Below are 21876 nucleotides of genomic sequence, written 5' to 3'. Positions count from 1 at the left end.
AATAATATAAATTCGACAGTCATTGAACTTCGTGACGGCATCGACTATGATTAGGGAGATAATGTAGAGATGAAAGGTGATTATACACATGACGCAAAAACGTTGGAATATAGCGCTGCTGCAAATGGATATCGCCATCGGCGAGCCGGAACGGAATTTCTCCAAGCTGGAGGCTATGCTGCAAGAAGCGGTCGAAGGCGGTCCGAAGCCGGACGTTATCGTATTTCCCGAAATGTGGAATACCGGCTACGCGTTGGATCGGATTCATGAGCTTGCCGACGTGAACGGGGAACGGACGAAGGCTTTGCTATCCGCATTCAGCCGGACACACGGTGTAAATATTATTGGAGGTTCAATCGCTGAGAAAAAAGGCGATGACATCTACAATACGATCTATGCGTTCGACCGCGAAGGAAAGCAGGTAGCGGATTATTCCAAAATCCATCTGTTCCGCCTTATGGATGAAGAGAAATATTTGAAGGAAGGCGGCCATATCGGTCAGCTGGAGCTGGACGGCGTTCCTGCCGGCATGATGATTTGCTACGACATCCGGTTCCCTGAGCTGAGCCGCAAGCTGGCTCTTGGCGGAGCACAGATTATGTTCGTTCCAGCAGAATGGCCGAATCCTAGACTTCACCATTGGCGTACGCTGTTAACTGCGAGAGCGATAGAAAATCAGATGTTCGTCGTTTCCTGCAACCGGATGGGCGTGAGCGGGACGACGGAATTTTTCGGCCACTCGATGGTGATCGACCCTTGGGGCGAAATCTTGGTGGAGGGCGACGAGTCCGAAGCCATCCTGCGTGCGGAGATCGACCTGGAGCTTGTCGGGCAGGTTCGCAGCAAAATTCCGGTATTCGAGGACCGGAGACCGGCTTTATATTAATAATGTAGAGGGGCAGCTTAACGGCTGCTTTTTTCTTTTATATAGAAAGTTTCCCGACCGAGGTGCGTTTGAATCGTTTACAGTTAAATGGATGCACGAGTTTGAGGAGGAAACAAAATGGCAAATAGGGATATGACGCTGGAAACAGTCACCTATGAAAATAAGTCGATTTTACAAAATCTAATGGAGCTCTATCAATACGATATGAGCGAATATGAAGATGAATTTGAGCTTAACGATTACGGTTTATTCGGCTATCGGTATATCGATCATTATTGGACGGAGGAAGGGAGGCACGCTTATTTTGTAAAAGTCGACGGCAGGCTGGCCGGATTTGTGCTGCTGCGTGAGCTGCCACAGCTGGCCGACGGCACAATATGCAGATCCATCGCTGAATTCTTCATCTTAAGGCATTACCGAAAGTCCGGCATTGGCCGGAAAACGGCGAAGCAGGTGTTCTCACAATTTCCCGGGCAATGGAGCGTCTGTTACTTGGAGAAAAACACGATTGCAAGAACGTTCTGGACCCGTGTGATACAAGAAAGCGCAATCGGTGAAGTGAGGAATACGACATATCTTGATATGAAGTGCTTTGAGTTTCAAACATAGCGGGAGGGGACGCGGGATGAGAAGGGCAGAAATTGCGGCGTGGACACCGGAATGGGGTAGTTTGTATGCGGCCGCGCAAGAGGAATTAAAGCAGCTTCTGGGGAAAGATTGCATTGAAATCCACCATATCGGCAGCACATCCGTCCCCGCTATCGGGTATGCCAAGCCGATAATTGATATCGTCGTTGCCGTCCGGAGCATTCAAGCCGTAGATGCTTTCAATGAACGCATGATAGAGGCAGGCTTTCAACCAAGAGGGGAGAATGGCATAGCCGGCAGAAGGTATTTCACCAAAGGCGGCGAACGGCGAACGCATCATATCCATATATTTGAAGCTGGCGACGTTAACATCCTCGCGCATTTGGATTTCAAAGCTTACTTGACCGCGCATCCCGATGAGGCACGCCGTTACGGCGAGTTGAAGCTGAGGCTAGCGGAGCAGTATCCCGATCATGTACATCGTTATCAGGAAGGCAAACAGTTCTTTGTCCAACAATTGGCGCAAAAAGCCGCCGAATGGGCGGCTCGAAGTGACCGTTGACGCACCTTAACGGTACGATGACGTTTACTGCTGCTCGACGACTTCCTTGAAAGTCGATATGAAAGCTTCAACCGCCTTGGACATGTAGCGTCCCTTCCGGTAAGCAATGACCAGCATGCGAGTCGGGCGATCAGCGAGGGATAGATAGGCCGGGGCATGTTGGCTCCAAGCACCCCGGGAAATCATGTGCGGCACGAAAGCGATGCCCATTCCCGCCGCGACCAGGGATTGTACGGTTTCGATATTGCTGCTCTCAAATACGATGCGGGGCGAAAAGCCGGCATGCTCGCACAGCTGCAGCGTAATTTGACGAAAGCCCTGACCCTTTTTCAAGGCGATGAAAGGCTCTTCGCGAAGCTCCTCGATCCGGATCGGACGCTTCTCTGCTTCCGCTGTTTTGGCAAGACGATGCTGAGGCGGCAGCGCGAGGACGATCTCTTCCTCGATCAGCGGCTCATAAGTGAGCGAGTCGTCCATAAGCGGAAGCGACAGCAGGCTGATGTCGATTTGGCCGCTGGCGGTAAGATGCTCCAGATTGGCGGTGGTCTCCTCCATGAGCATAATTTCGATCTCCGGGTATCGCTCTTGAAATACCGGCAGCACCAGAGGCAGCACGTGGGCTCCTGTTATCGGCAGGCTGCCGACGACGAGCTTGCCCTTGCGCATTTGCGATATATCTTCCATTTCGCGCTTCAGCTGCTCGACCATGTCCAGAATGGCCTGGGCTTTCTCGACGAACAGGGATCCGGCATACGTAACCTCTACCGAGTTCGTCGTCCGCTGAAACAGCAGCAGGCCGATTTCTTTTTCCAGCTTGGACAGCTGCTGGCTGAGCGACGGCTGAGCGATGTGAAGCTTCTCCGCGGCGCGGGAAAAATTTTTGTCTATGGCGATCTGCAGCGCGTATTGCAGCTGTCTCAGTTCCATTTTTTTGAGGCTCCTTTTATTAGCGATGTCGTGGTATGCTTCATTTGTAACTGTTCTATCCGCATTTATGAAGCAAACGTTTCATTATAATGATTTCCTATCAAGCTTATAGATATTATATCTTGGATCAATGAATAAAGAAATGCTAGACTATGTAGCATGAGATGAATTGATTCGCATTCATGACAATGAGGTGAAACTGATGGCAAAAACTATGTTTGAGAAAATTTGGGACAATCACGTTATTCATCAGGAAGCAGGCAAACCTAGCATCATTTATATCGACCTGCAGCTGGTTCACGAGGTAACGTCTCCGCAAGCGTTCGAAGGACTTCGGCTGTCCGGCCGCAAAGTGCGCCGCCCGGATCTGACTTATGCAACTATGGATCATAACGTTCCTACTAAAGACCGTTTCAACATTACAGACCCTATCTCCAAGCAGCAAATCGACACCTTGTCGCAAAACTGTAAGGATTTCGGCGTTACTTTGTTCGACCTGGACAGCATCGACCAAGGCGTCGTGCACGTTATGGGCCCTGAGCTCGGCTTGACGCACCCAGGTAAAACAATCGTTTGCGGCGACAGCCACACTTCCACTCACGGTGCATTCGGAGCTCTTGCTTTCGGTATCGGTACGAGTGAGGTTGAGCACGTGTTGGCGACTCAATGCTTGCAGCAAGCGAAGCCAAAAACAATGGAAGTGCGCATTAACGGCAAGCTGAACCCTGGCGTTACGGCGAAGGACTTGATCTTGGGCGTTATCGCTAAATACGGCACGGACTTTGCTACCGGCTACGTATTGGAATATACCGGTGAATCTATCCGCAACCTGTCGATGGAAGAGCGTATGACGGTATGTAACATGTCCATCGAAGCGGGCGCAAGAGCAGGTCTGATCGCTCCGGACGAAACGACATTCAACTATTTGCGCGGACGTGAATATGTGCCTCAAGGCGCTGCATTCGACCAAGCGGTAGAGCAATGGAAGCTGCTTACTACGGACGCAGGCGCACAATACGATGCGGTTGTAGAATTCGACGCCGACAGCCTGATCCCGCAAGTAACCTGGGGAACAAGCCCTGGTATGGGTACGGACATCACGGCTCTTGTACCGGATCCAAAAAGCTTTGCTACCGAGAACGAGCGTAAAGCCGCTGAAAAAGCGATCGAGTATATGGGCATTACTCCGGGCACTCCGATGACCGATCTTGCCGTTGACTATGTATTTATCGGTTCCTGTACGAACGGACGTATCGAAGACCTTCGCGCAGCTGCCAAAGTAGCGCAAGGACACAAAGTATCTTCGAACGTGACTGCGATTGTCGTACCTGGCTCCGGCCGTGTAAAAATTCAGGCGGAAAAAGAAGGCCTGGATAAAATCTTCACTGAAGCGGGCTTCGAATGGCGCGATGCGGGCTGCAGCATGTGCTTGGCGATGAATCCGGACGTATTGAAACCGGGTCAACGCTGTGCATCGACCTCCAACCGTAACTTTGAAGGACGTCAAGGACGTGACGGACGTACGCATCTGGTGTCTCCTGCAATGGCAGCGGCAGCAGCGATCAAAGGACATTTCTACGATGTTCGCGATTGGAACTTCAAAGTGAAGCAAGAAGCTTAATTCAATAAACCTTAAGTGAGGAGAATGACTACATGGAAGCTTTTACTAAGCATACCGGTCTTGTAGGCCCGGTCGACCGCGTTAACGTAGATACAGATGCCATCATCCCTAAACAATTTTTGAAACGGATCGAGCGCTCCGGCTTCGGCCAATTTTTGTTCTTCGAATGGCGCTTTGACAAGTCCGGCGAAGTGATCAAGGAGTTTTCCTTGAATCAGCCTCGCTACCAAGGTTCGTCCGTTCTGATCTCCCGTGCGAACTTCGGCTGCGGATCTTCCCGTGAGCACGCGCCTTGGGCTATTCAGGATTACGGCTTCAAAGTCGTTATCGCTCCGTCTTATGCGGACATTTTCTACAACAACTGCTTCAAAAACGGCATTTTGCCTATCAAATTGAGCGAAGAGCAAGTGGAAGAGCTGTTCCAGCGTACGGCTAAGACGGAAGGCTACCAATTGACGGTTGATCTTGAGAACAAAAAGATCACTGACGATCAAGGCTTGAGCATCGACTTCGATCTGGATGAGCACCGCCGTCAATTCCTGCTGCAAGGCTTGGACGATATCGGCTTGACGCTTCAGCACGCAGATAAAATCGCTGCTTACGAAGAAGCACACAAAGCTCGTCTTGCATATAAATAAGCTGTTTATTAAGAGACTGTTCCGGGTTATCCGACCCGGGCGGTCTTTTTTTGTTTAAGTGGGGTTCATGCGCAGCAAGGTAACGTAAGCGCGAAGAAATATGATACAATGAACCCAAAAGCTGGAAGATCCGATCGAGGGGGAGAACAGGTTGGAACAAAGACGCGAGGAAGCGGAAGCAAGGGTGGCCGCATACGGTCAGGAGCATCTGCTGCGCTTTTACGATGAGCTATCCGGCGATTCGCGACGACAGCTGCTGGATCAGGTGCTGCAGCTGGATTTGGAGCGGATCCGCTCGATTTGGGAGCAAGCTTCCGTTAAAAAGGAAGAGGATGCTTTTGCAGCGGCGGGCATATCTCCGATCCCGGCTTACGCATGGGACGAGCTCAGCGATCGGGAGAAGCAGCGCTATACGGAGGCCGGGTGGCGCTTGCTGCGGGAGGGCAAAGCAGGAGCCATAGTAGTAGCCGGGGGACAAGGCAGCCGGTTAGGCTACGATGGGCCGAAGGGGACGTATGACATCGGTTTGCCTTCATGCAAATCGTTCTTCCAGCTGCAGGCGGAGCGGCTGATTAACCTTACGGAGCGGGCAGGACAGGCTATCCCGTGGTACATTATGACCAGTCCCGCCAATCATGACGAGACGGTGCGTTTTTTCGAGCAAGCAAATTATTTCGGGCTGCGTTCGGCCGATTGCTTTTTTTTCACGCAGGGCGTTATGCCTGCTCTGGATGCTGAGGGGAAGATCTTGCTGGCTGCAAAGGATCAGATCAGCTTGGTGCCTAGCGGCAATGGAGACTGCTTTGCAGCTTTAAGGCGTTCGGGCGCCTTGGTCGATATGAAGCGGCGCGGATTGACATGGCTCTATTATTACAATGTCGATAATGCGTTGGTGAAGGTAGCCGATCCGTTGTTCCTCGGAATGGCGGCATCCCATTCTCATCCTGCAGCTGCCAAAGCGGCGGAGAAATCCGGTCCCGAGGAGCAGGTGGGCGTGCTGTGCATGAAGTCTGGACGTCCGGCGGTCGTTGAATATACCGTCATACCGGAAACCATGAAGCATGCAACGGACCGGCAAGGCAAACTCCTTTACGGCTTGGGCAACCTGTCGATGCAAGCGTTCCGGCTTGACTTTATTGAAAAGTTTGCGGAGGCGGAGCTGCCTTATGCAATGGCACATAAAAGGATCAGCTTCATTGATCCGACCGGCCGTCTCGTGATCCCGGAGCAGCCGAATGCATTCAAATTCGAACGGTTTATATTCGATTTCTTCTCATTGGCCGACAACATTACCGTATTGAAAGTGAAGCGGGAGGAGGAGTTTGCGCCCGTCAAAAACAAAGAAGGAGAGGACAGCCCTGAAACCGCGCGCAGGCTCGTATTTGACTTGCACAGGAAATGGCTGCTAGCTGCAGGTGTACCTGCCGAGCTGATCGGGGACCGTCCCATCGAAATATCCCCGCTGGATTCTTATTCCGGCGAGGGCTTGACGGATGACGTTGTCCGGAAGCTGCTGCAGCAGTAAAAAGAGCTGTCCCATTTCCATAATGGGACAGCTCCAGAATCCTGAAGCGCGTCATTGGCCGCGATGCTTATATTTCGCTTTTTGCACCATTAAAGCAAATTTTCGTTCTTTCATTGCTTCCTTTTGCCGCTTCGATTCGCTTTTGCGTTTCATTTTACGATGCTCATACTAAAATACAGAGTGACGGACATCCCGAGGGGGCAGGCTTCTGGCGCAACAGACAGGCTGCTGCGGCAAATTGTTGTTTACTCGTTGTGTCCGCTTCGATCTGCATCTGTGCCGCCAACGCCTCTTGCCTGCTGCAGCCGGAATTCCTTCGGGGAGATCCCGTACTTTTCGCGGAACACGCGGTGAAAATACGTATAACTGCCGAAGCCGGACGTTTCGGCGATCTGCTCGAGCGTCATGCTGCTGTAATTCATTCGTTCGATAGAGGTGGACAAACGAATTTCGAGCGCATATTGAATCATCGTTTTGCCGAAGCATTCCTTGAATAAATGGACCGCCCTCGATACGCTTAAGCCGACATGGGCGGCAACATCGTCGATCTTGAAGGGAAGGATGGCGTGCTCTTCTATGAAGCTCTTCATCCGGGAGGCGAGAAAAGAGCTCCCATGGAGCGTTCGTGTCTCCGTAACGGCCCTATCAATATGAAGGCATAGGGCACGCAGCAAGTAATCCGACAGCTCCTTGTTTTCGTCTTCGATGCGCCGCTTCTCCAGAATGATTTGCCTCCATAAGATGAGAAGCTTTTCATAGGCGGCGATGCGGACCTTTTGCGGCTTTTTGCTTTTTCTCCACCACGCTTCGAGCCACTCGCCCTTGCAAATGATGTAATAGTCCCCGCTGGAAATAAGCGTCTGCCTAAGCTTGTTCGTATGCTCGTCGACCCGCAGGTCGTAGATGTCTCCCGGCTGATACAACAGCAAATCTCCGGTTTCGATCCGTGTCATCGCTCCGTTCACCATAGCCTGACAATAGCCTTCCGTCTGCAGACGGAACAGGTAGGCGCGCATGACATCGTTGTGCCCGGTCTGGAAACGCTGCGAATGATAGGAATAGCCGCATGATAGAATTTGAGAGAGCATCCACGTAACTCCTTATCGATTATTAGCAAAATAGTTCATGTTGTAACCACATCGTTCATAGTCATTATAGGGGATTTGCGATTAAAATGGTATCAAATAGATTACTTTATTGGGAGAGTGAACAGGTTGAGAAGAATGGGCATTGGTGTGCAGCTTTATACGGTTCGTGACGACTTGGCGAAAGATTTCCGCGGTACGCTGCGCCGTGTGGCCGAGCTTGGCTATGAGGGCGTTGAATTTGCCGGTTACGGTGGCCTGCCTGCCGACGAGCTGAAGCAGCTGCTGGACGAGCTGAACCTGAAGCCGATCGGAGCTCATGTGAGCTTGCAAAATATGCGTAACGATTTGGACAAAGAGATCGACTATTTGCTAGCGATTGGTGCCAAATACCTGATCTGCCCTTATGTAGCGGCGGAAGACCGTCATGATGCGGAGGCTTGGAAAAGCTTGTTCGGATTCTTAGGGGAAGCGGCACGCAGAGCCAATGAAAAAGGCTTGAAATTCGCTTATCATAACCATGCTTTCGAGTTTGAGACGAAGATTGGCGACCAATATGTTTTCGACGCGCTGTACGCATCCGCACCGGAGCATATTTTGGTGGAAATGGACGCAGGCTGGGTCCAATATGCAGGCCTCGATACGCTAAAATATATTGCTGATTATGCAGGCCGTCTGCCGTTGCTTCATCTTAAGGATTTCAAAGGCATGATCAACAATCAGATCAATACGGTCGAGCTGGGACAAGGCGAGATCGATTTGCCGGTCGTTATTCAGGCAGCATCCGATGCTGACGTAGAATGGCTGATCGTGGAGCAGGACCGCTGTCAAAATCCTCCTCTGGAAAGCGTTGCCACAAGCCTGAAATGGCTTCAGGACAACTATCTGTCCAAATTTTAATAGCACTTAACCTAACTACAAAGGAGCCGAAACGATAATGAGCAAAATTAGAGTCGCCGTCATTGGCTGCGGAGCCATTTCCAAGCACAGACATATTCCTGAATATGCAGCAAATCCTAACGTAGAGCTGGTTGCATTCGTCGATATTATAAAAGACCGCGCGGAGCATTACGCATCCCAATATGGCGCCAAAGCCTACACCGATTACAATGAAATGCTGAAAGCGGAAAAGCCGGATGCCGTGAGCGTATGTACTCCGAACGCTTTACATGCCACGGTTTCGATCGCGGCAGCCAATGCAGGCGCGCACGTCCTGGTTGAAAAGCCTATGGCTACTTCGGAAGCCGAAGGTTTGGCTATGATCGAAGCGGCACGCAATAACAATGTCTACTTGATGGTAGGTCACAATCAACGTTTGATGCCGCCTCATGCGAAAGCAAAAGAAATTTTGCAAACGGGCCGACTCGGCAAGGTGATTACGTTCCGCACTTCGTTCGGACATCCCGGACCGGAAGGCTGGAGCGTAGACGGAAGAGACAGCTGGTTTTTCCGTAAGGAAGAAGCGATCATGGGCGCAATGGGCGACCTTGGAGTTCACAAGTCCGACCTTATCCGTTGGTTGCTCGATGACGAAGTGGTGGACATTGCAGCATTCGTCGGAACGATACATAAGGAAGGCACCGATGTTGACGACAACGCGACTTGCGTAGTGCGCATGCAAAGCGGCGTGATCGGAACGCTCGTAGCAAGCTGGACGTACTACAAAGGCGGAGACAACAGCACAGTGCTTTGGTGCGAGAACGGCGTAATGAAAATCGGCACGCACCCGGACGATCAAGTCATTGTGGAGCTGCGCAACGGTTCGGTAGAGAAATACAAGGTGGGAGCTATGGCGACCAACGAGAAGCAAACGACAAGCGGCGTCATCGACGAATTCGTCAACTGCCTCGTTACCAATACGCCGCCTAGCATTTCCGGTGAGGAAGGCTTGAAGTCGTTGAAAGTCATTCTTGCTGCCTTCGAATCGCAAGATACGAAAAAGGTCATTTCTCTTTAATATAGTCATAGTTGTACAAAGGCGGGTCTTCAGCTGCAATTGCGGCTGCAGGACTCGTTTTTTTTGCCGGAACAATGAGGATTCGTGTACTCCATAACCGGCGATCATGGATGTTAATGGGTTCACAACAATGTCATAGGATTTCCGCTTCGGCTTGATGTATAATGAAACTAAACGGTTGTTTGCAAGCGTTTTTACCGTTGGTTAATAATTAGATAATTTGCAGCAGGAAGCGGTTAAGGGGGAGACGGCATGCAGTGCAGCAAAGTCGGAGTCATCGGTGCAGGAACTATGGGTCAAGGAATTGCGGAAATGCTAGCGGCTCAAGGGCTCGACGTCATACTGATCGATCGTTCGAAGGAGCAGGTGGAGCGAGCTTGGGAACAAATCGAGATGAGCCTGGACAAGCAGATGGAGAAGTGGGCGATTACGGCCGCTGAGAAAAAGCTCATTTTATCGAAGATACATAAAGAAACCGCTTTACAGCGCTGCGCGGAGTGCCAGCTGGTCATCGAGTCGATCACCGAGGACCTGAAGCAGAAGATGAAGCTGTTCCGGCAGCTGGATTCGATCTGCCCGCCTACGACTATACTGGCAAGCAATACGTCGACGTTAAGCTTGACGGAAATTGCCGCGGTAACGGAGAAGCCGGAGCGCACTATCGGCATTCATTTCATATATCCCGTATCAAAAATCCATTTGGTGGAAATTATTAGAGGGTTGAAAACTTCTGAAGAAACGTTTGCATTCACCAAGCAGTTTGTGGAGGAAACGATCCAGAAACGGGGCATTCAAGTATATGAATCGCCTGGTTATGTTACGACACGGTTAATTTGTGTGCTAATTAACGAAGCTTTGCATACGCTGTCAGAAAGGGTGGCGAGTGCGGAAGACATCGATACGGCAATGCGGATCGGGTACGATTTCCATTATGGTCCGCTGGAGATGTGCGACCGGTTCGGGCTCGATTCGGTGCTCGCCGCCATGGAGAGAATGTTCCGGGAATTCGGCGATGTCAAATACCGTCCGGCGGTGCTGCTGAAGCAAATGGTACGCGCAGGCCAGCTTGGCACGAAAACGGGACAAGGCTTCTTTCGTTATGACAAGGACGGTGACCGGTTATGAAAATTTTAGTCATTAATGCGGGAAGCTCTTCATTGAAGTTCCAGCTGTATTCGATGGAGAACGAAGCGGTGCTTGCCAAGGGAAAAGTAGAGCGAATCGGCATGGATTCCGCCATTGCGAGCTTCGAGCCTGATGGAAAGCCGGAGATCCGCGAGGTGTCGGAAATATTGGAGCATACGTCCGCCATTCGGAAGGTGCTGGATATGCTGGTTCACAAGCAATACGGTGTGCTCGGATCGATTCAGGATATTGATGCTGTCGGGCATCGGGTTGTCCATGGCGGCGAGTCGTTCTCCGGCTCCGTCCTGGTCGATGAAGACGTGAAACGCGAGATTAAACGGTTGTTCGATCTGGCACCGCTTCACAATCCGGCGCACATGCTTGGGATTCATGCGGTCGAAGCCAACATGCCGGAGGTTCCGCAGGTTGTCGTGTTCGATACGGCTTTCCATCAGACGATGCCGCCGCAATCGTATTTGTATCCGATACCTATGGTTCTGTACAAGAAGCATAAAATACGCCGGTACGGGTTCCACGGCACTTCTCACGCTTACGTGAGCGAGAGAGCCGCTATGCTGCTGCAGAGACCTTTACAGGAACTCAAGCTGATTTCGTGCCATATTGGCAACGGGGCAAGCTGCACGGCGGTTATGAACGGCAAATCGTACGATACGAGCATGGGAATGACGCCTTTGGAAGGGCTGATGATGGGAACACGCAGCGGCGATATCGATCCGGCTATCGTGCCTTATGCGATGGGCAAAGAGGATTTGACGCTCGGCGAGGTTAACTCGATGCTCAATAAGCATAGCGGATTGATGGCGATTTCGGGCATCAGCAGCGACATGCGGGAAATTCTCGAATCGATGGAAGCCGGGGATAAAAACGCCGCATTAGCCTTCGAAATGTACGAATACCGGCTGCGCAAATATATCGGCGCCTATGCAGCTGCCATGAACGGACTCGATGCTATCGTGTTTACAGCTGGGGTCGGGGAAAATTCTCCGGCGCTTCGTAAGGCGGTATGCACGAATTTGACCTTCCTAGGCGTTGAGCTCGATGAGCAGGCCAATGCAGCAAGAAGCCCGGAAGATCGCCGTATCTCGACTGAACGGTCCCGGGTGCAGGTGCTGGTCATACCGACGAACGAAGAGCTGGTTATTGCGAGAGATACGCATCAATTGATATTGAATCGATTAAATGTAGTATAATATAGAGATAAAGAGATCCCAATAGCAGGAAGGATGGTCTGTTTGAGCCGAAACTTATCCATGATCCGCGATGTCAGTCAGTACAAAGACAATACGGTTACGATTGGCTGCTGGCTGCATAACAAAAGATCGAGCGGTAAAATTCAATTTTTGCAGCTGCGCGACGGCTCCGGTTTTATACAAGCGGTCGTTGTCAAAAGCGAGGTGCCGGAGGACGTATGGGAAGCGGCTGGCAAGCTGACGCAGGAGAGCTCGCTGTATGTGACGGGCACAGTCCGGGAGGATACCCGCAGTAAGAGCGGATACGAGCTGACCGTTACCGGCATTGAGATCATTCAAGTATCTTCGGATTATCCGATTACTCCGAAGGAGCACGGGGTCGACTATTTGATGGATCACCGTCATCTGTGGATCCGTTCGCCCCGCCAGCGCGCCATTCTTGTCGTGCGTGCGCAAATTATCCGCGCTATTCAGCAGTTTTTTGATGAGAGAGGCTTTCATCTCGTCGATCCGCCGATATTGACGCCGTCCTCTTGTGAAGGGACGACGAACTTGTTTCATACGAAGTATTTCGATGAAGACGCCTTTTTGACGCAAAGCGGTCAACTATATATGGAAGCGGCAGCGATGGCGCTCGGCCGGGTTTACTCGTTCGGACCTACCTTCCGCGCGGAGAAGTCGAAGACGCGCCGTCACTTGATCGAATTTTGGATGATCGAGCCGGAAATGGCGTTCGTCACCCACGAGGAGAACCTGAAAATTCAGGAGCAGTTCGTGTCTCATATCGTGCAGTCGGTGCTGCAGCACTGCAGTAATGAGCTTGAGGTGCTGGAGCGGGATACGTCCAAGCTCGAGAAGATCCGGGCGCCGTTCCCGCGGATTACATACGACGAAGCGGTCGCGTTCCTGAAGGCCAACGGGCATGAATTCGACTGGGGCGAGGACTTCGGAGCGCCGCACGAAACGGCTATTGCCGAGAAATACGAGACGCCGGTGTTCATTACACACTACCCGACGGAAATTAAGGCTTTCTATATGAAGCCGGATCCGAGCCGGCCTGAAGTCGTCCTGTGCGCCGACATGATCGCGCCGGAAGGGTACGGGGAAATCATCGGGGGGAGCCAGCGTATCGACGATCCCGAGCTGATGGAGCAGCGCTTCACGGAGCATGAGCTGTCCAAGGAAGCGTACCAATGGTATCTCGATTTACGCAAATACGGAAGCGTGCCGCATTCCGGGTTCGGCTTGGGATTGGAGCGTACGGTCGCTTGGATTTGCGGGCTGGATCACGTCAGGGAGACGATACCTTTTCCAAGACTGTTGTACCGCTTATACCCGTAAATTAGAAAACGCAGCATGATCGTACATCCAACGGTTATTGGGCTATGCATGGAGAGGTGATCGGATGAAGGTTAGCAATCACGAGGCGGAGCTGATGGCGGCGTTTACTGCCGGCTGGAGAGAAGGAAGCATTTCGGTGCCTTACTTGCTGCTTAAGCATTACCATCAGTGGAAGCTGACGGAAGTCGAGGTCATGCTGATGATTCACGTCATGGCCTTTATGGAGAAGGAACGAATTGATTTTCCGACGCTGGAGGAGCTCCAGGAAAGAATGAGCGTTCCGGCGGAAAAAGTGATAGCCGCATTGCAAAAGCTGCTGAAGGAAGGGCTGCTATCCATCGATGACAGCATTGATCCGCACAGCGGCATTCAATATGAGAAGTACAATTTGAACCCTTTGTACGAGCGTCTGGCAGCCTGCTGGCTTGAGGAAGCAAAGCAGCGCAAGAAACAGCCTGAACCAGTAAGGAAGGATATTTTTTCCATATTCGAGAAGGAATTCGGACGGCCGCTGACTCCGATGGAGCTGGAATCGATAACGGGATGGCTGGATAAAGACAGCTACCCGGAGGAATTGATTTTGGCCGGACTGAAGGAAGCGGTATTCGCAGGGAAGGTGCATTTTCGCTACATTGACCGGATCTTGCTTGAATGGAGCCGCAACCGGATTACGACCGTGGAGCAGGCGAAGGAGCATTCGCAGAAGTTTCGATCTATCCGATGAGGGCTCCTCGTCGGAAGGAAGCTCGGTACAGACAGACTGGGGCGACACTTCGTGCTTGGTACGATACGAACGAGAAAGAACCTTTACGGAAATGATTTCCGTAAAGGTTCTTTTTTTTGCAGTTTAGGACTTGTTGTTTATAACGATCATACCGGACTCGGATATGACATCGCTCTTCAGGATTTTGGCGAAAAAGTCCACAGGAACGAACAGGCTTCCTTCTTCATTAATATATGGGGCGGCGCCTAGCTGGATCGGAGCCATCTTGTTGTACGCGTAGCTGTCTTGACCGACCGTTACCGCGGTCCATTGCGCGCCTTTGATAACCTCTGCCTGCTTCTTGTCTGCATTCCATTTGATCTCATAGCCCAGACTTTCGGCAGCTGCTCTTAACGGAGCAAATGCCATTCCGCTGCTATTCGTGACCAGAGACAGCTCTTTGCCGCCAACAACCAGCTTGACCGGTGCGGAACCGGAGTTGCCGGAGTCAGGCTGCTGCGGAATCGGAATACGGAATTCCGGTGTGCCGGACGAGTAAGGGGCGATCTCGTATTGACCGAATACGATCACGGCATTGCCTTTTTCGATATAAAAGGTTTGGGTGTCGGAAATACCTTTAAATCCGTCGGCAAAATAATTTTCCGGCTTTTTCGCGATTTCTTCTTTAATAAATTTATTTATGATGTCCTTATATTGGCTTCCGAACATATCCTTTAACTCGATACGCGCCGCTTGAGCTTGGTCGGATACGTTATAAGTGTCAATCCGCGTCATGCCGTGCGCTCCGCCCGTGTAGGTGTATGTGGCCGTTTTGATCGACAGATGGTCCTTGTCGTCGGTGCCTCCGTCCGCTTTGACCTCGTAAGCTACTGTCAAATCATAAGGGCGAAATTCATAGCCGCTTTGCTTCGCTGCTTCTGCGCCTTGCTTCGCTTGCAGCTTCATAGCATCCAAATCTTTCCTCGCTTGCTGATAGATGCTATCGTTCAGTTCCGCTTGATATTTCGTATCCTTCATGCCTTGAACGACCGGAATGCTGATATTGACGGTCAGCTCGTCCGTTTGCTCCTTAATCGGCTTGGAGCTGATTTGGAGAGCTTGTTCAGCTTGTCCGGACGTTGCAGGAATCGGAATCCGGAACTCAGGCGACCCCGCAGCATAAGGGGCAATCTCGTACTCGCTAAACACGATCACTGCTTGGCCGTTCTCGATATAAAAGGCTTGCGTGTCGGAAATACCTTTGAATCCGTCGGCAAAATAATTTTCCGGCTTTTTCGCAATTTCATCCTGAATCTGTTTATTGATGATGTCCTTGTACTGATCTCCGAACAAATCCTTTAACTCGATACGCGCCGCTTGATCCCGGTCGGATACGTTATAAGTTTCAATTACCGTCATGCCGTGCGCTCCGCCCGTGTAAGCATATGTGAGCAGCTTCAGCGATAGGATCTGAGTGCCGTTTGTTTTCATCTCATACTTCGACATCAGCTCATGGGGCCTAAATACGTATCCCGCTTGCTTAGCGTAGTCCGCATCCTCCTGAGCCTGCTTTTTGGCCAGTTCCAAGCCTTTCGTAGCATTCTGGTAAATCATATCGTTCAGTTCCGCTTCATACTGCTTATCCTTCAAGCCTTGAACAACGGGAATGCTGAGCTCGACGTTCAGTGCCTCGGACTGTTCCTTCACCGTCTTGGCGGTAATGACGACAGATGACGGGTTTACTGGTGCAGAGATTGGTACTGCGTTTATGCCGGCGGCGGATATGGGAACGGCCTGTACATCGGCGGCGAATGCACTTGGGGTATACGCGGCGATCAGGCAGCATCCGGCTACGCTGAGCTTCATGAGTTTAAACGGGGTTTTCATCGTTATGTACCTCCCGGGTGATTGTAGTGGTGTTGGTGACTATATTCATTATAGCTAATGACGACCAACATTTGGTTACGGAGAAGTTACAATTCCGGAAGCTTCGGGCAGAGAGCGACAAACCGTACTTCATGAGACCGTCCGCCACTGCTATATAATCGTGGTGTTATTGTCATTCAGGTCGGGATCATTGGTGTTCGTACTGCTATTCTGGTTGTTCGACACAGAGCCGAAGGCGTCACCAGGTGAAAAAGCGGCTGCACCCCCGTAGTTTTTCGAAGTGCTCGACAGCGCAATAACAGCGGCGTCACCAATTTGAACATTGGAGCTTTGGCTAACGTTATTGATTTTGACATTACCGACAATGGAAGGCACGGTCGACTCAACTCCTCTCAACCGGAAATAAGTTCTGCAGTTACTCCCAATGTATGTAGTTGTTTGCCCAAATGTTCCCCGCTCTTATCGACGGAGAAGCAGGCTGATTATTACAGTAAGTGATTTATCAGGTAAAAATTGGTTGTTAATGTTTCAGAGGCAAGGTATAATCTTCCTATTCTTATATGTGACTACTTTCACAAGATAGAAGCCTCATTTGATAGATAGATTTCCGTTATTGTATTAGCTTCCCAATTGCACTTGATCAGAAGGACAGCTTTCCTGTGAGAATATTTGGAGTCTGCGGTAAAGAAGGTCGTATCGACCGTTGTCGTGCTTGTACGATTGAAGGTATGGTTGAAGCAGCTGTACTTTTTTTAAGCACGGTGTCTTGTATTTCCGTATTCCGCTTTTTACATCCGGCTTGAAATCAATATTCGATTCATTGTATAGAAGCATGCAAGAAGTTTTTTGCTACGGTTTTGTAACATTTTCAGCGGATCGTTCGTCTATAATTTGGAAGTACTGGTTCTGCTAGATATATAGTCATTTTGTACAAAAGGTAGGAGGGTCGAAATGCTTGGTTGGCTTCGCCAAAAAAACAAACCGCAATCGTTCGAAGCTGACAGGGAAATGGACGCGCTCATTCAAGGCAGCGAGTCGCCTGCCGCAGCAGGTGAAGCATCGGTCTCCGGCGTAATGCCCGCGATGCCGGAGCAACGGAACGAGGCTGCTGCAGCCATCGAAGAGCCGGTCGATCTATCTGTACCGCTTCTTACGGTGAGAGGGGTAGAACGATCGTTTCCGGTAGGAGGCCAGCAGCTTCATGTGCTTAAGGGGATCGATATGGCGCTGTATCCCAGGCAGCTGGTCATGCTGAAGGGGCGGTCCGGTTCCGGCAAGACGACGCTGTTGAACTTGATCGGAGGACTCGATCAGCCGAATAAAGGAGAGATCTTGTTCAAGGATTATCCGTTTCATACAAGCAGCGACGATCGACGAACGCAAATTCGCCGCAAGGAAATCGGCTTTATATTTCAATCGTTTGCCTTGATGCCGCTCTTGTCGGCTTGGGAAAATGTTGAGCTCGCGCTGCGGATGGCGGATGTTCCTCGCTCCCAATGGAAGCAGCGGGCCGCCCATTGCTTGGAGCTTGTCGGCTTGAGCAGACGCATGCACCATCGTCCGTTCGAGCTGTCCGGAGGAGAGCAGCAGCGTGTCGCCATTGCCAAAGCGATCGCGCACAAGCCGAGTCTGCTGTTGGCGGACGAACCGACCGCAGAGCTCGATTCGCAAATGGGCGCACAGGTGATGGCCGTGTTTCGGGACATTATTTTAACCGAGAAGGTTACCATTTGCATGACTACACACGATCCGACAATTATGGAGGTTGCCGACCATGTCTTCGAAATGGTGGATGGGAAATTCATTAATTCATAAGCGAAACGCCAAGCCTCTTCTGATTGCATGTATGGCTGTCGTTCTCGCGCTCAGTTCAGGCTGCTCGCTGCTGCCGAAGGAGGCGGAGGAAGAGACGCTGCCTGTGGTCAATCCGCCTAAGCTGTCGAAGAAGCCGGAGTACGTTGTTAAGACCGACACGCTGGAAACGAAGGTTCGGGGCTCCGGCAGACTGATGGGGACGAAGGAAGAGGACTTATATTTTACAGACGATAATAACCGCAGAATCAAAAATATTTTGGTGAAAACCGGAGACAAGGTCGAGCAAGGCCAAGTAATCGCCGAGCTGGACGTGAGCGAGCAGGAAAGTCAGCTGAAGCAGAAGCGGCTTCAAACGCGCAGGGATGAGCTGACGATGATCGAGACACTGCGCAAAGCCGATGAAATGAGTGCAGAGGATTTGGAGAAGGCGAAGATCGATTTCGAGCTGAAGCGGGAGGAACTGCAGAAGCTGGAAGAAACCATCGCCAAAGCGAAGCTGACGGCGCCGTACTCGGGAACGATCGTATCCGTATATTTGAAAAAAGGCGATACGGCCAAAGCTTACGATGCCGTGGCGACGATTGCGGACCTGACTCAATTGGCCGTTGTCGCAAGCTTGAATCAGGAGGATTTGAAAAAGGTGGCGGTTGGTATGGATGTCGTCGTCGATATCAATACTGCCGGCCAGCATAAAGGAAAGGTGCTGCAGCTGCCGAATCCGAAGCCTGATGACAACAACGGCAACGGAGGTCTCGGCGGGCAAAACGGGAACCAGAAACAGCCCGATTCCATCGACAATTATTTGGTCGTTCAGCTGGATCCGTTCCCGCAAGGGGTGAATCGCGGTACTCAGCTCAGCGTCTCTGTAATTATTCAGCGCAAGGAGAATGCGGTCATGATTCCGTTGTCTACGCTCAGGACTTATTCGGGACGCAACTATGTTCAAGTCGTAGACGAACAAGGTAATAAGAAGGAAGTGGACGTGGAAATCGGCCAGCAAACCGCTACGGATGTCGAGATCGTGAAGGGGCTAGCGCCGGGGCAGAAAGTAGTGGGTCGTTGATGTCGATGCCGATGCTGCGGTTTTTATTTCGTAAAATGTGGAATACGCGCTGGCTGACCTTAAGCACGCTGGTGGGGCTCATCATGGCCGTAGCCTTTACTACCAGCATCCCGATGTACTCCGACGGGTCATTAAAGCGGGTGGTCAGCAAGTCGTTGGAAGAGAAGAATGGCGGACTGCCGGCCGGCTCCGTATTAATACGCTATCAGGCAACGGGCTCCGACCGGGCGCCCTTGGATTCACTGCAGGATGCAGACCAATACATAACGAATGAAATGCCCAAGGACATTGCGTTTCCGTATCAGGCGTTCGTAAGAAGCTACTCTATCCGCTCCGCCCAATTGATTCCGGAAGATTCGACCAAGGTGGATCCAAGTAAAAAGCGGCAAATGACCTTGCTGTCGCAAAACGCTTTGAAGGACCGCGTCGAGCTTAAGCAGGGCGAGTGGTTCAAGGATCAAGTGCAAAACGGCGTCGTAGAGACCGTCATCCTGGAAGAAGCGATGTACCGCAACGATATTCATATCGGAGACATCTACAGCTACCCGATCAGCGGGGGGCTAGGCATAGCTCCGTTGAGAGTTAAGGTCGTCGGCACCGTTGTCCCGAAGGATGCGGAGGACCCGTACTGGTTTCAGGGGATGGAAGGCATTATCAATTCCTTTTTCATGAGCGAGACCGGGTTTAATGACTATATTTTGAAGCAAAAAAATATTCCGCTAAATCTAGGGAACTGGTACTATGCCTTCGATTTGAAGGACATTCAGACCAGTCAGCTGTCGCCTCTGGAATCGAAGCTGGAGCGGCTGGACATCATCTTGTTCCAGAAGCTGAAAAATACGCGCGTTGACGTATCGTTCATTCAAACGCTGCAGGAGTTTAAAACGCAAAGCTTGCAGCTGCAAATATTGCTGTTCACATTGGCTGCTCCCATGATAGCGATGGTGTTCTACTACATCGTCATGAATGCGCGCCAGTCGCTGGAGAGGCAGCGCAGCGTCATCGCCGTGCTGCGAAGCAGGGGAGGCAGCACCAGGCAAATCATCGGCATTTATGTGCTCGAAGGCCTGCTTCTCGGCTCAATAGCGATGATTATCGGTCCGATGCTTGGCTGGTTTATGGCCAAGAGCATAGGCTCCTCCAGCGGATTTCTTACGTTCGTGGACCGCAAGTCGGTACCGGTCGGGGTATCCACCGAGGCGCTGCTGTACGGCGGTGCTGCCGTGCTGATCGCTCTGCTTGCGAGCGTGATTCCGGCTATCGTGTACGCCAGGTCGTCCATCGTGAGCTATAAGCAAAAGCTCGCCCGTTCCGACCGTGCGCCGTTTTGGCAGAAGTGGTTTCTCGACGTGCTGCTGATCGGCGTTGTCGCCTACGGCTATTATTTATTCGACCAGCGCCAGGTGCTGTCGGTCCAAACAGGATTGACTACGGATCAGCTGCAGGTGCATCCGCTGCTCTTTTTCGTGCCTGCGCTGTCCATTATTGCGCTCGGTTTGTTCTTTCTGCGCATCTTTCCGTGGCTGCTTCGGCTGTGGAATTGGATCGGCAAGCGATTTTTGCCGGTTCCCGTCTACTTGACGCTTACCCAGCTGTCCCGGTCGGCGCAGTCGTATTATCCGTTGATGCTGCTCCTTATTCTGACGCTGGGTCTCGGGGTATATAACTCCTCTGCGGCCCGAACGATCGACTTGAATTCGACGGACCGTATCCTCTACTCCTACGGTACGGACGTCGTGATGCAGGCAAGCTGGGAGGGCGTCTCCGACGACATGCCCCAAGACCAGTCAGGCGGCCAGCAGGGAGGCGGCAACGGTGGGAATGGAGGCAGTGGAGGCAGCGGAGGTGGAAATCAAGGGGGGAACGGCTCCGGCGGCGGCCAGCAAGGAGGCGGCAATGGCGGGCCACCGGGCGGCGGCATGGAAGAAGTGCCTACGAAGCTGAGGTATATCGAACCGCCATTTGTCGTATTTCAGCAGCTGGAGGGCGTAGAGCATGCTGCACGTGTTTTGAAAACCAAGGCGAATGTCGTCATGTCCGGCAAAACGCTGGGCCAAGGCATGCTGATGGGTATCGACAACACGGACTTTTCCCAAGTGTCCTGGTACCGGAACGATTTGTTCAAGGTGCATCCGAACTTATACTTGAACCTGATGGGCACCTATGAGCAGTCGGTTATTATTCCCACTTCTTTCGCCGAGAAGCATCATATCAAAGAAGGGGATATTCTCAGCATTACGATCTCGCAGCAGCCGGTGGAATTCGTGGTGGTTGCGACAGTGCCTTATTGGCCTAGCCAATATCCGGAGCAGATGCCGTTTTTCATCGCGAATTTGGAATACATTTACGATCAGGCGCCGATGGTTCCGTATGAAGTATGGTTAAAGATGAAGGAGGGGGCCAAGGTCGCACCGCTGCTGGAGCAGCTGAATCAGAAGCAGATTCAAATCGCCAGCGTGAAGGACGTGCGCAACGAGCTGATTGTTCAGAAGAAGCATCCGGCTCGCGGCGGGGTGTTCGGAATCTTAAGCTTGGGCTTCCTTGTCTCGGTATTCGTGTCGCTGATCGGCTACATTTTATATTGGTTCTTCAACTTGTCGAGCCGTGTTGTGCAATTCGGCGTCCTTCGGGCCATGGGCTTGTCACGCAGACAGCTGACAGGGATGCTGCTTCTGGAGCAAGGCTTCACCGCCGGTTTGTCCATCGCTCTCGGCATCGGTATCGGTAAGCTGACGAGCTACGTGTTTCTGCCGTTTCTGCAAACCGCAGAAAATGTGAAGACTCAGGTTCCGCCGTTCCGTGTCGTCTTTAATGCGAGAGATACGGATCAGCTGTACATCGTCGTAGCATTCATGATGCTGACCGGAGCCGCATTGCTGTTTATGCATATTCGCAGGCTGAGGGTCCATCAGGCCGTCAAGCTCGGAGAGGAGAAGTAGGCG

The 21876-nt window shown here is 51.5% G+C and carries 20 protein-coding genes; 15 read left to right on the top strand and 5 right to left on the bottom strand.

Annotation, left to right across the window (positions count from 1 at the left end; genetic code table 11):
- Positions 1-88 precede the first annotated feature (88 nt).
- The 3 genes from DVH26_RS25605 (at position 89) to DVH26_RS25595 (ending at position 2036) form a co-directional block, all read left to right on the top strand.
- Positions 89-886 (top strand): carbon-nitrogen family hydrolase, encoded by a 798-nt coding sequence (locus DVH26_RS25605; protein ID WP_239626860.1) that lies wholly within the window; start codon positions 89-91, stop codon positions 884-886.
- Positions 887-1003: 117 nt separating this feature from the next.
- Positions 1004-1495, top strand: coding sequence for a GNAT family N-acetyltransferase (locus DVH26_RS25600; RefSeq protein WP_239626858.1), 492 nt, complete (start codon positions 1004-1006; stop codon positions 1493-1495).
- Between the two features lie 16 nt (positions 1496-1511).
- A complete protein-coding gene (locus DVH26_RS25595) occupies positions 1512-2036 on the top strand; it encodes a GrpB family protein (protein WP_239626855.1) in 525 nt (174 codons plus the stop codon).
- Between the two features lie 24 nt (positions 2037-2060).
- Here the strand turns inward: DVH26_RS25595 and DVH26_RS25590 are convergent, their stop codons facing one another.
- Positions 2061-2963: a LysR family transcriptional regulator gene (locus tag DVH26_RS25590; RefSeq protein ID WP_239626853.1), complete on the bottom strand. Its 903-nt coding sequence runs from the start codon at positions 2961-2963 to the stop codon at positions 2061-2063.
- A 202-nt stretch (positions 2964-3165) separates the two neighbouring features.
- Here DVH26_RS25590 and leuC point away from each other — a divergent pair, with 202 nt between their 5' ends.
- From leuC to DVH26_RS25575, 3 genes are all read left to right on the top strand, one after another.
- Positions 3166-4584 (top strand): 3-isopropylmalate dehydratase large subunit, encoded by a 1419-nt coding sequence (gene leuC / locus DVH26_RS25585; RefSeq protein ID WP_239626851.1) that lies wholly within the window; start codon positions 3166-3168, stop codon positions 4582-4584.
- Between the two features lie 32 nt (positions 4585-4616).
- Positions 4617-5222, top strand: a complete 606-nt coding sequence (gene leuD, locus DVH26_RS25580; protein WP_239626850.1) for a 3-isopropylmalate dehydratase small subunit — start codon at positions 4617-4619, stop codon at positions 5220-5222.
- 151 nt (positions 5223-5373) lie between these two features.
- Complete coding sequence (locus tag DVH26_RS25575) at positions 5374-6747, top strand: UDPGP type 1 family protein (protein WP_239626847.1); 1374 nt, start codon at positions 5374-5376, stop codon at positions 6745-6747.
- Positions 6748-6798: 51 nt separating this feature from the next.
- On the opposite strand, the gene DVH26_RS37395 is transcribed toward DVH26_RS25575, so the two are convergent.
- Positions 6799-6861: a hypothetical protein gene (locus DVH26_RS37395; RefSeq protein ID WP_481857619.1), complete on the bottom strand. Its 63-nt coding sequence runs from the start codon at positions 6859-6861 to the stop codon at positions 6799-6801.
- 131 nt (positions 6862-6992) lie between these two features.
- The gene (locus DVH26_RS25570; RefSeq protein WP_239626844.1) at positions 6993-7835 is read right to left on the bottom strand and encodes a helix-turn-helix domain-containing protein; all 843 of its coding nucleotides are present in this window, start codon (positions 7833-7835) and stop codon (positions 6993-6995) included.
- Between the two features lie 126 nt (positions 7836-7961).
- Between DVH26_RS25570 and DVH26_RS25565 the strand changes: the two genes are divergently transcribed.
- From DVH26_RS25565 to DVH26_RS25540, 6 genes are all read left to right on the top strand, one after another.
- Positions 7962-8732 carry a sugar phosphate isomerase/epimerase family protein gene (locus tag DVH26_RS25565; protein ID WP_239626841.1) on the top strand — a complete coding sequence of 257 codons (771 nt, stop codon included), beginning with the start codon at positions 7962-7964 and terminating at the stop codon, positions 8730-8732.
- Between the two features lie 37 nt (positions 8733-8769).
- Positions 8770-9789 carry a Gfo/Idh/MocA family protein gene (locus tag DVH26_RS25560; RefSeq protein ID WP_239626838.1) on the top strand — a complete coding sequence of 340 codons (1020 nt, stop codon included), beginning with the start codon at positions 8770-8772 and terminating at the stop codon, positions 9787-9789.
- A gap of 252 nt (positions 9790-10041) precedes the next feature.
- A complete protein-coding gene (locus DVH26_RS25555) occupies positions 10042-10914 on the top strand; it encodes a 3-hydroxyacyl-CoA dehydrogenase family protein (protein ID WP_239626835.1) in 873 nt (290 codons plus the stop codon).
- Complete coding sequence (locus DVH26_RS25550) at positions 10911-12125, top strand: acetate/propionate family kinase (protein ID WP_239626832.1); 1215 nt, start codon at positions 10911-10913, stop codon at positions 12123-12125. Before DVH26_RS25555 ends, DVH26_RS25550 begins: the two co-directional genes overlap by 4 nt.
- A gap of 60 nt (positions 12126-12185) precedes the next feature.
- Positions 12186-13466 (top strand): asparagine--tRNA ligase, encoded by a 1281-nt coding sequence (gene asnS, locus DVH26_RS25545; protein ID WP_239635486.1) that lies wholly within the window; start codon positions 12186-12188, stop codon positions 13464-13466.
- 64 nt (positions 13467-13530) lie between these two features.
- Entirely contained in the window at positions 13531-14190 is a 660-nt protein-coding gene (locus tag DVH26_RS25540; protein WP_239626829.1) for a DnaD domain-containing protein, read from the top strand.
- Between the two features lie 123 nt (positions 14191-14313).
- On the opposite strand, the gene DVH26_RS25535 is transcribed toward DVH26_RS25540, so the two are convergent.
- Positions 14314-16056, bottom strand: coding sequence for a PdaC/SigV domain-containing protein (locus DVH26_RS25535; protein ID WP_239626827.1), 1743 nt, complete (start codon positions 16054-16056; stop codon positions 14314-14316).
- A 150-nt stretch (positions 16057-16206) separates the two neighbouring features.
- The gene (locus tag DVH26_RS25530; protein WP_239626824.1) at positions 16207-16431 is read right to left on the bottom strand and encodes a spore germination protein; all 225 of its coding nucleotides are present in this window, start codon (positions 16429-16431) and stop codon (positions 16207-16209) included.
- Between the two features lie 576 nt (positions 16432-17007).
- Here DVH26_RS25530 and DVH26_RS25525 point away from each other — a divergent pair.
- From DVH26_RS25525 to DVH26_RS25515, 3 genes are read left to right on the top strand one after another with little or no spacing between them, the layout of a single operon-like run.
- A complete protein-coding gene (locus DVH26_RS25525) occupies positions 17008-17871 on the top strand; it encodes an ABC transporter ATP-binding protein (RefSeq protein ID WP_379454514.1) in 864 nt (287 codons plus the stop codon).
- Complete coding sequence (locus tag DVH26_RS25520; RefSeq protein WP_239626822.1) at positions 17831-18934, top strand: efflux RND transporter periplasmic adaptor subunit; 1104 nt, start codon at positions 17831-17833, stop codon at positions 18932-18934. The genes DVH26_RS25525 and DVH26_RS25520 overlap by 41 nt, the downstream gene beginning before the upstream one ends.
- 5 nt (positions 18935-18939) lie before the next feature.
- Positions 18940-21873 carry an ABC transporter permease gene (locus DVH26_RS25515; protein ID WP_239635484.1) on the top strand — a complete coding sequence of 978 codons (2934 nt, stop codon included), beginning with the start codon at positions 18940-18942 and terminating at the stop codon, positions 21871-21873.
- The last annotated feature ends 3 nt before the right edge of the window (positions 21874-21876 follow it).

The organism is Paenibacillus sp. H1-7, from assembly GCF_022354825.1.
Classification (GTDB): domain Bacteria; phylum Bacillota; class Bacilli; order Paenibacillales; family NBRC-103111; genus Paenibacillus_S.
The sequence above is the reverse complement of the archived record's forward strand: the minus strand, read 5'-3'. Positions and strand labels throughout refer to the sequence as shown.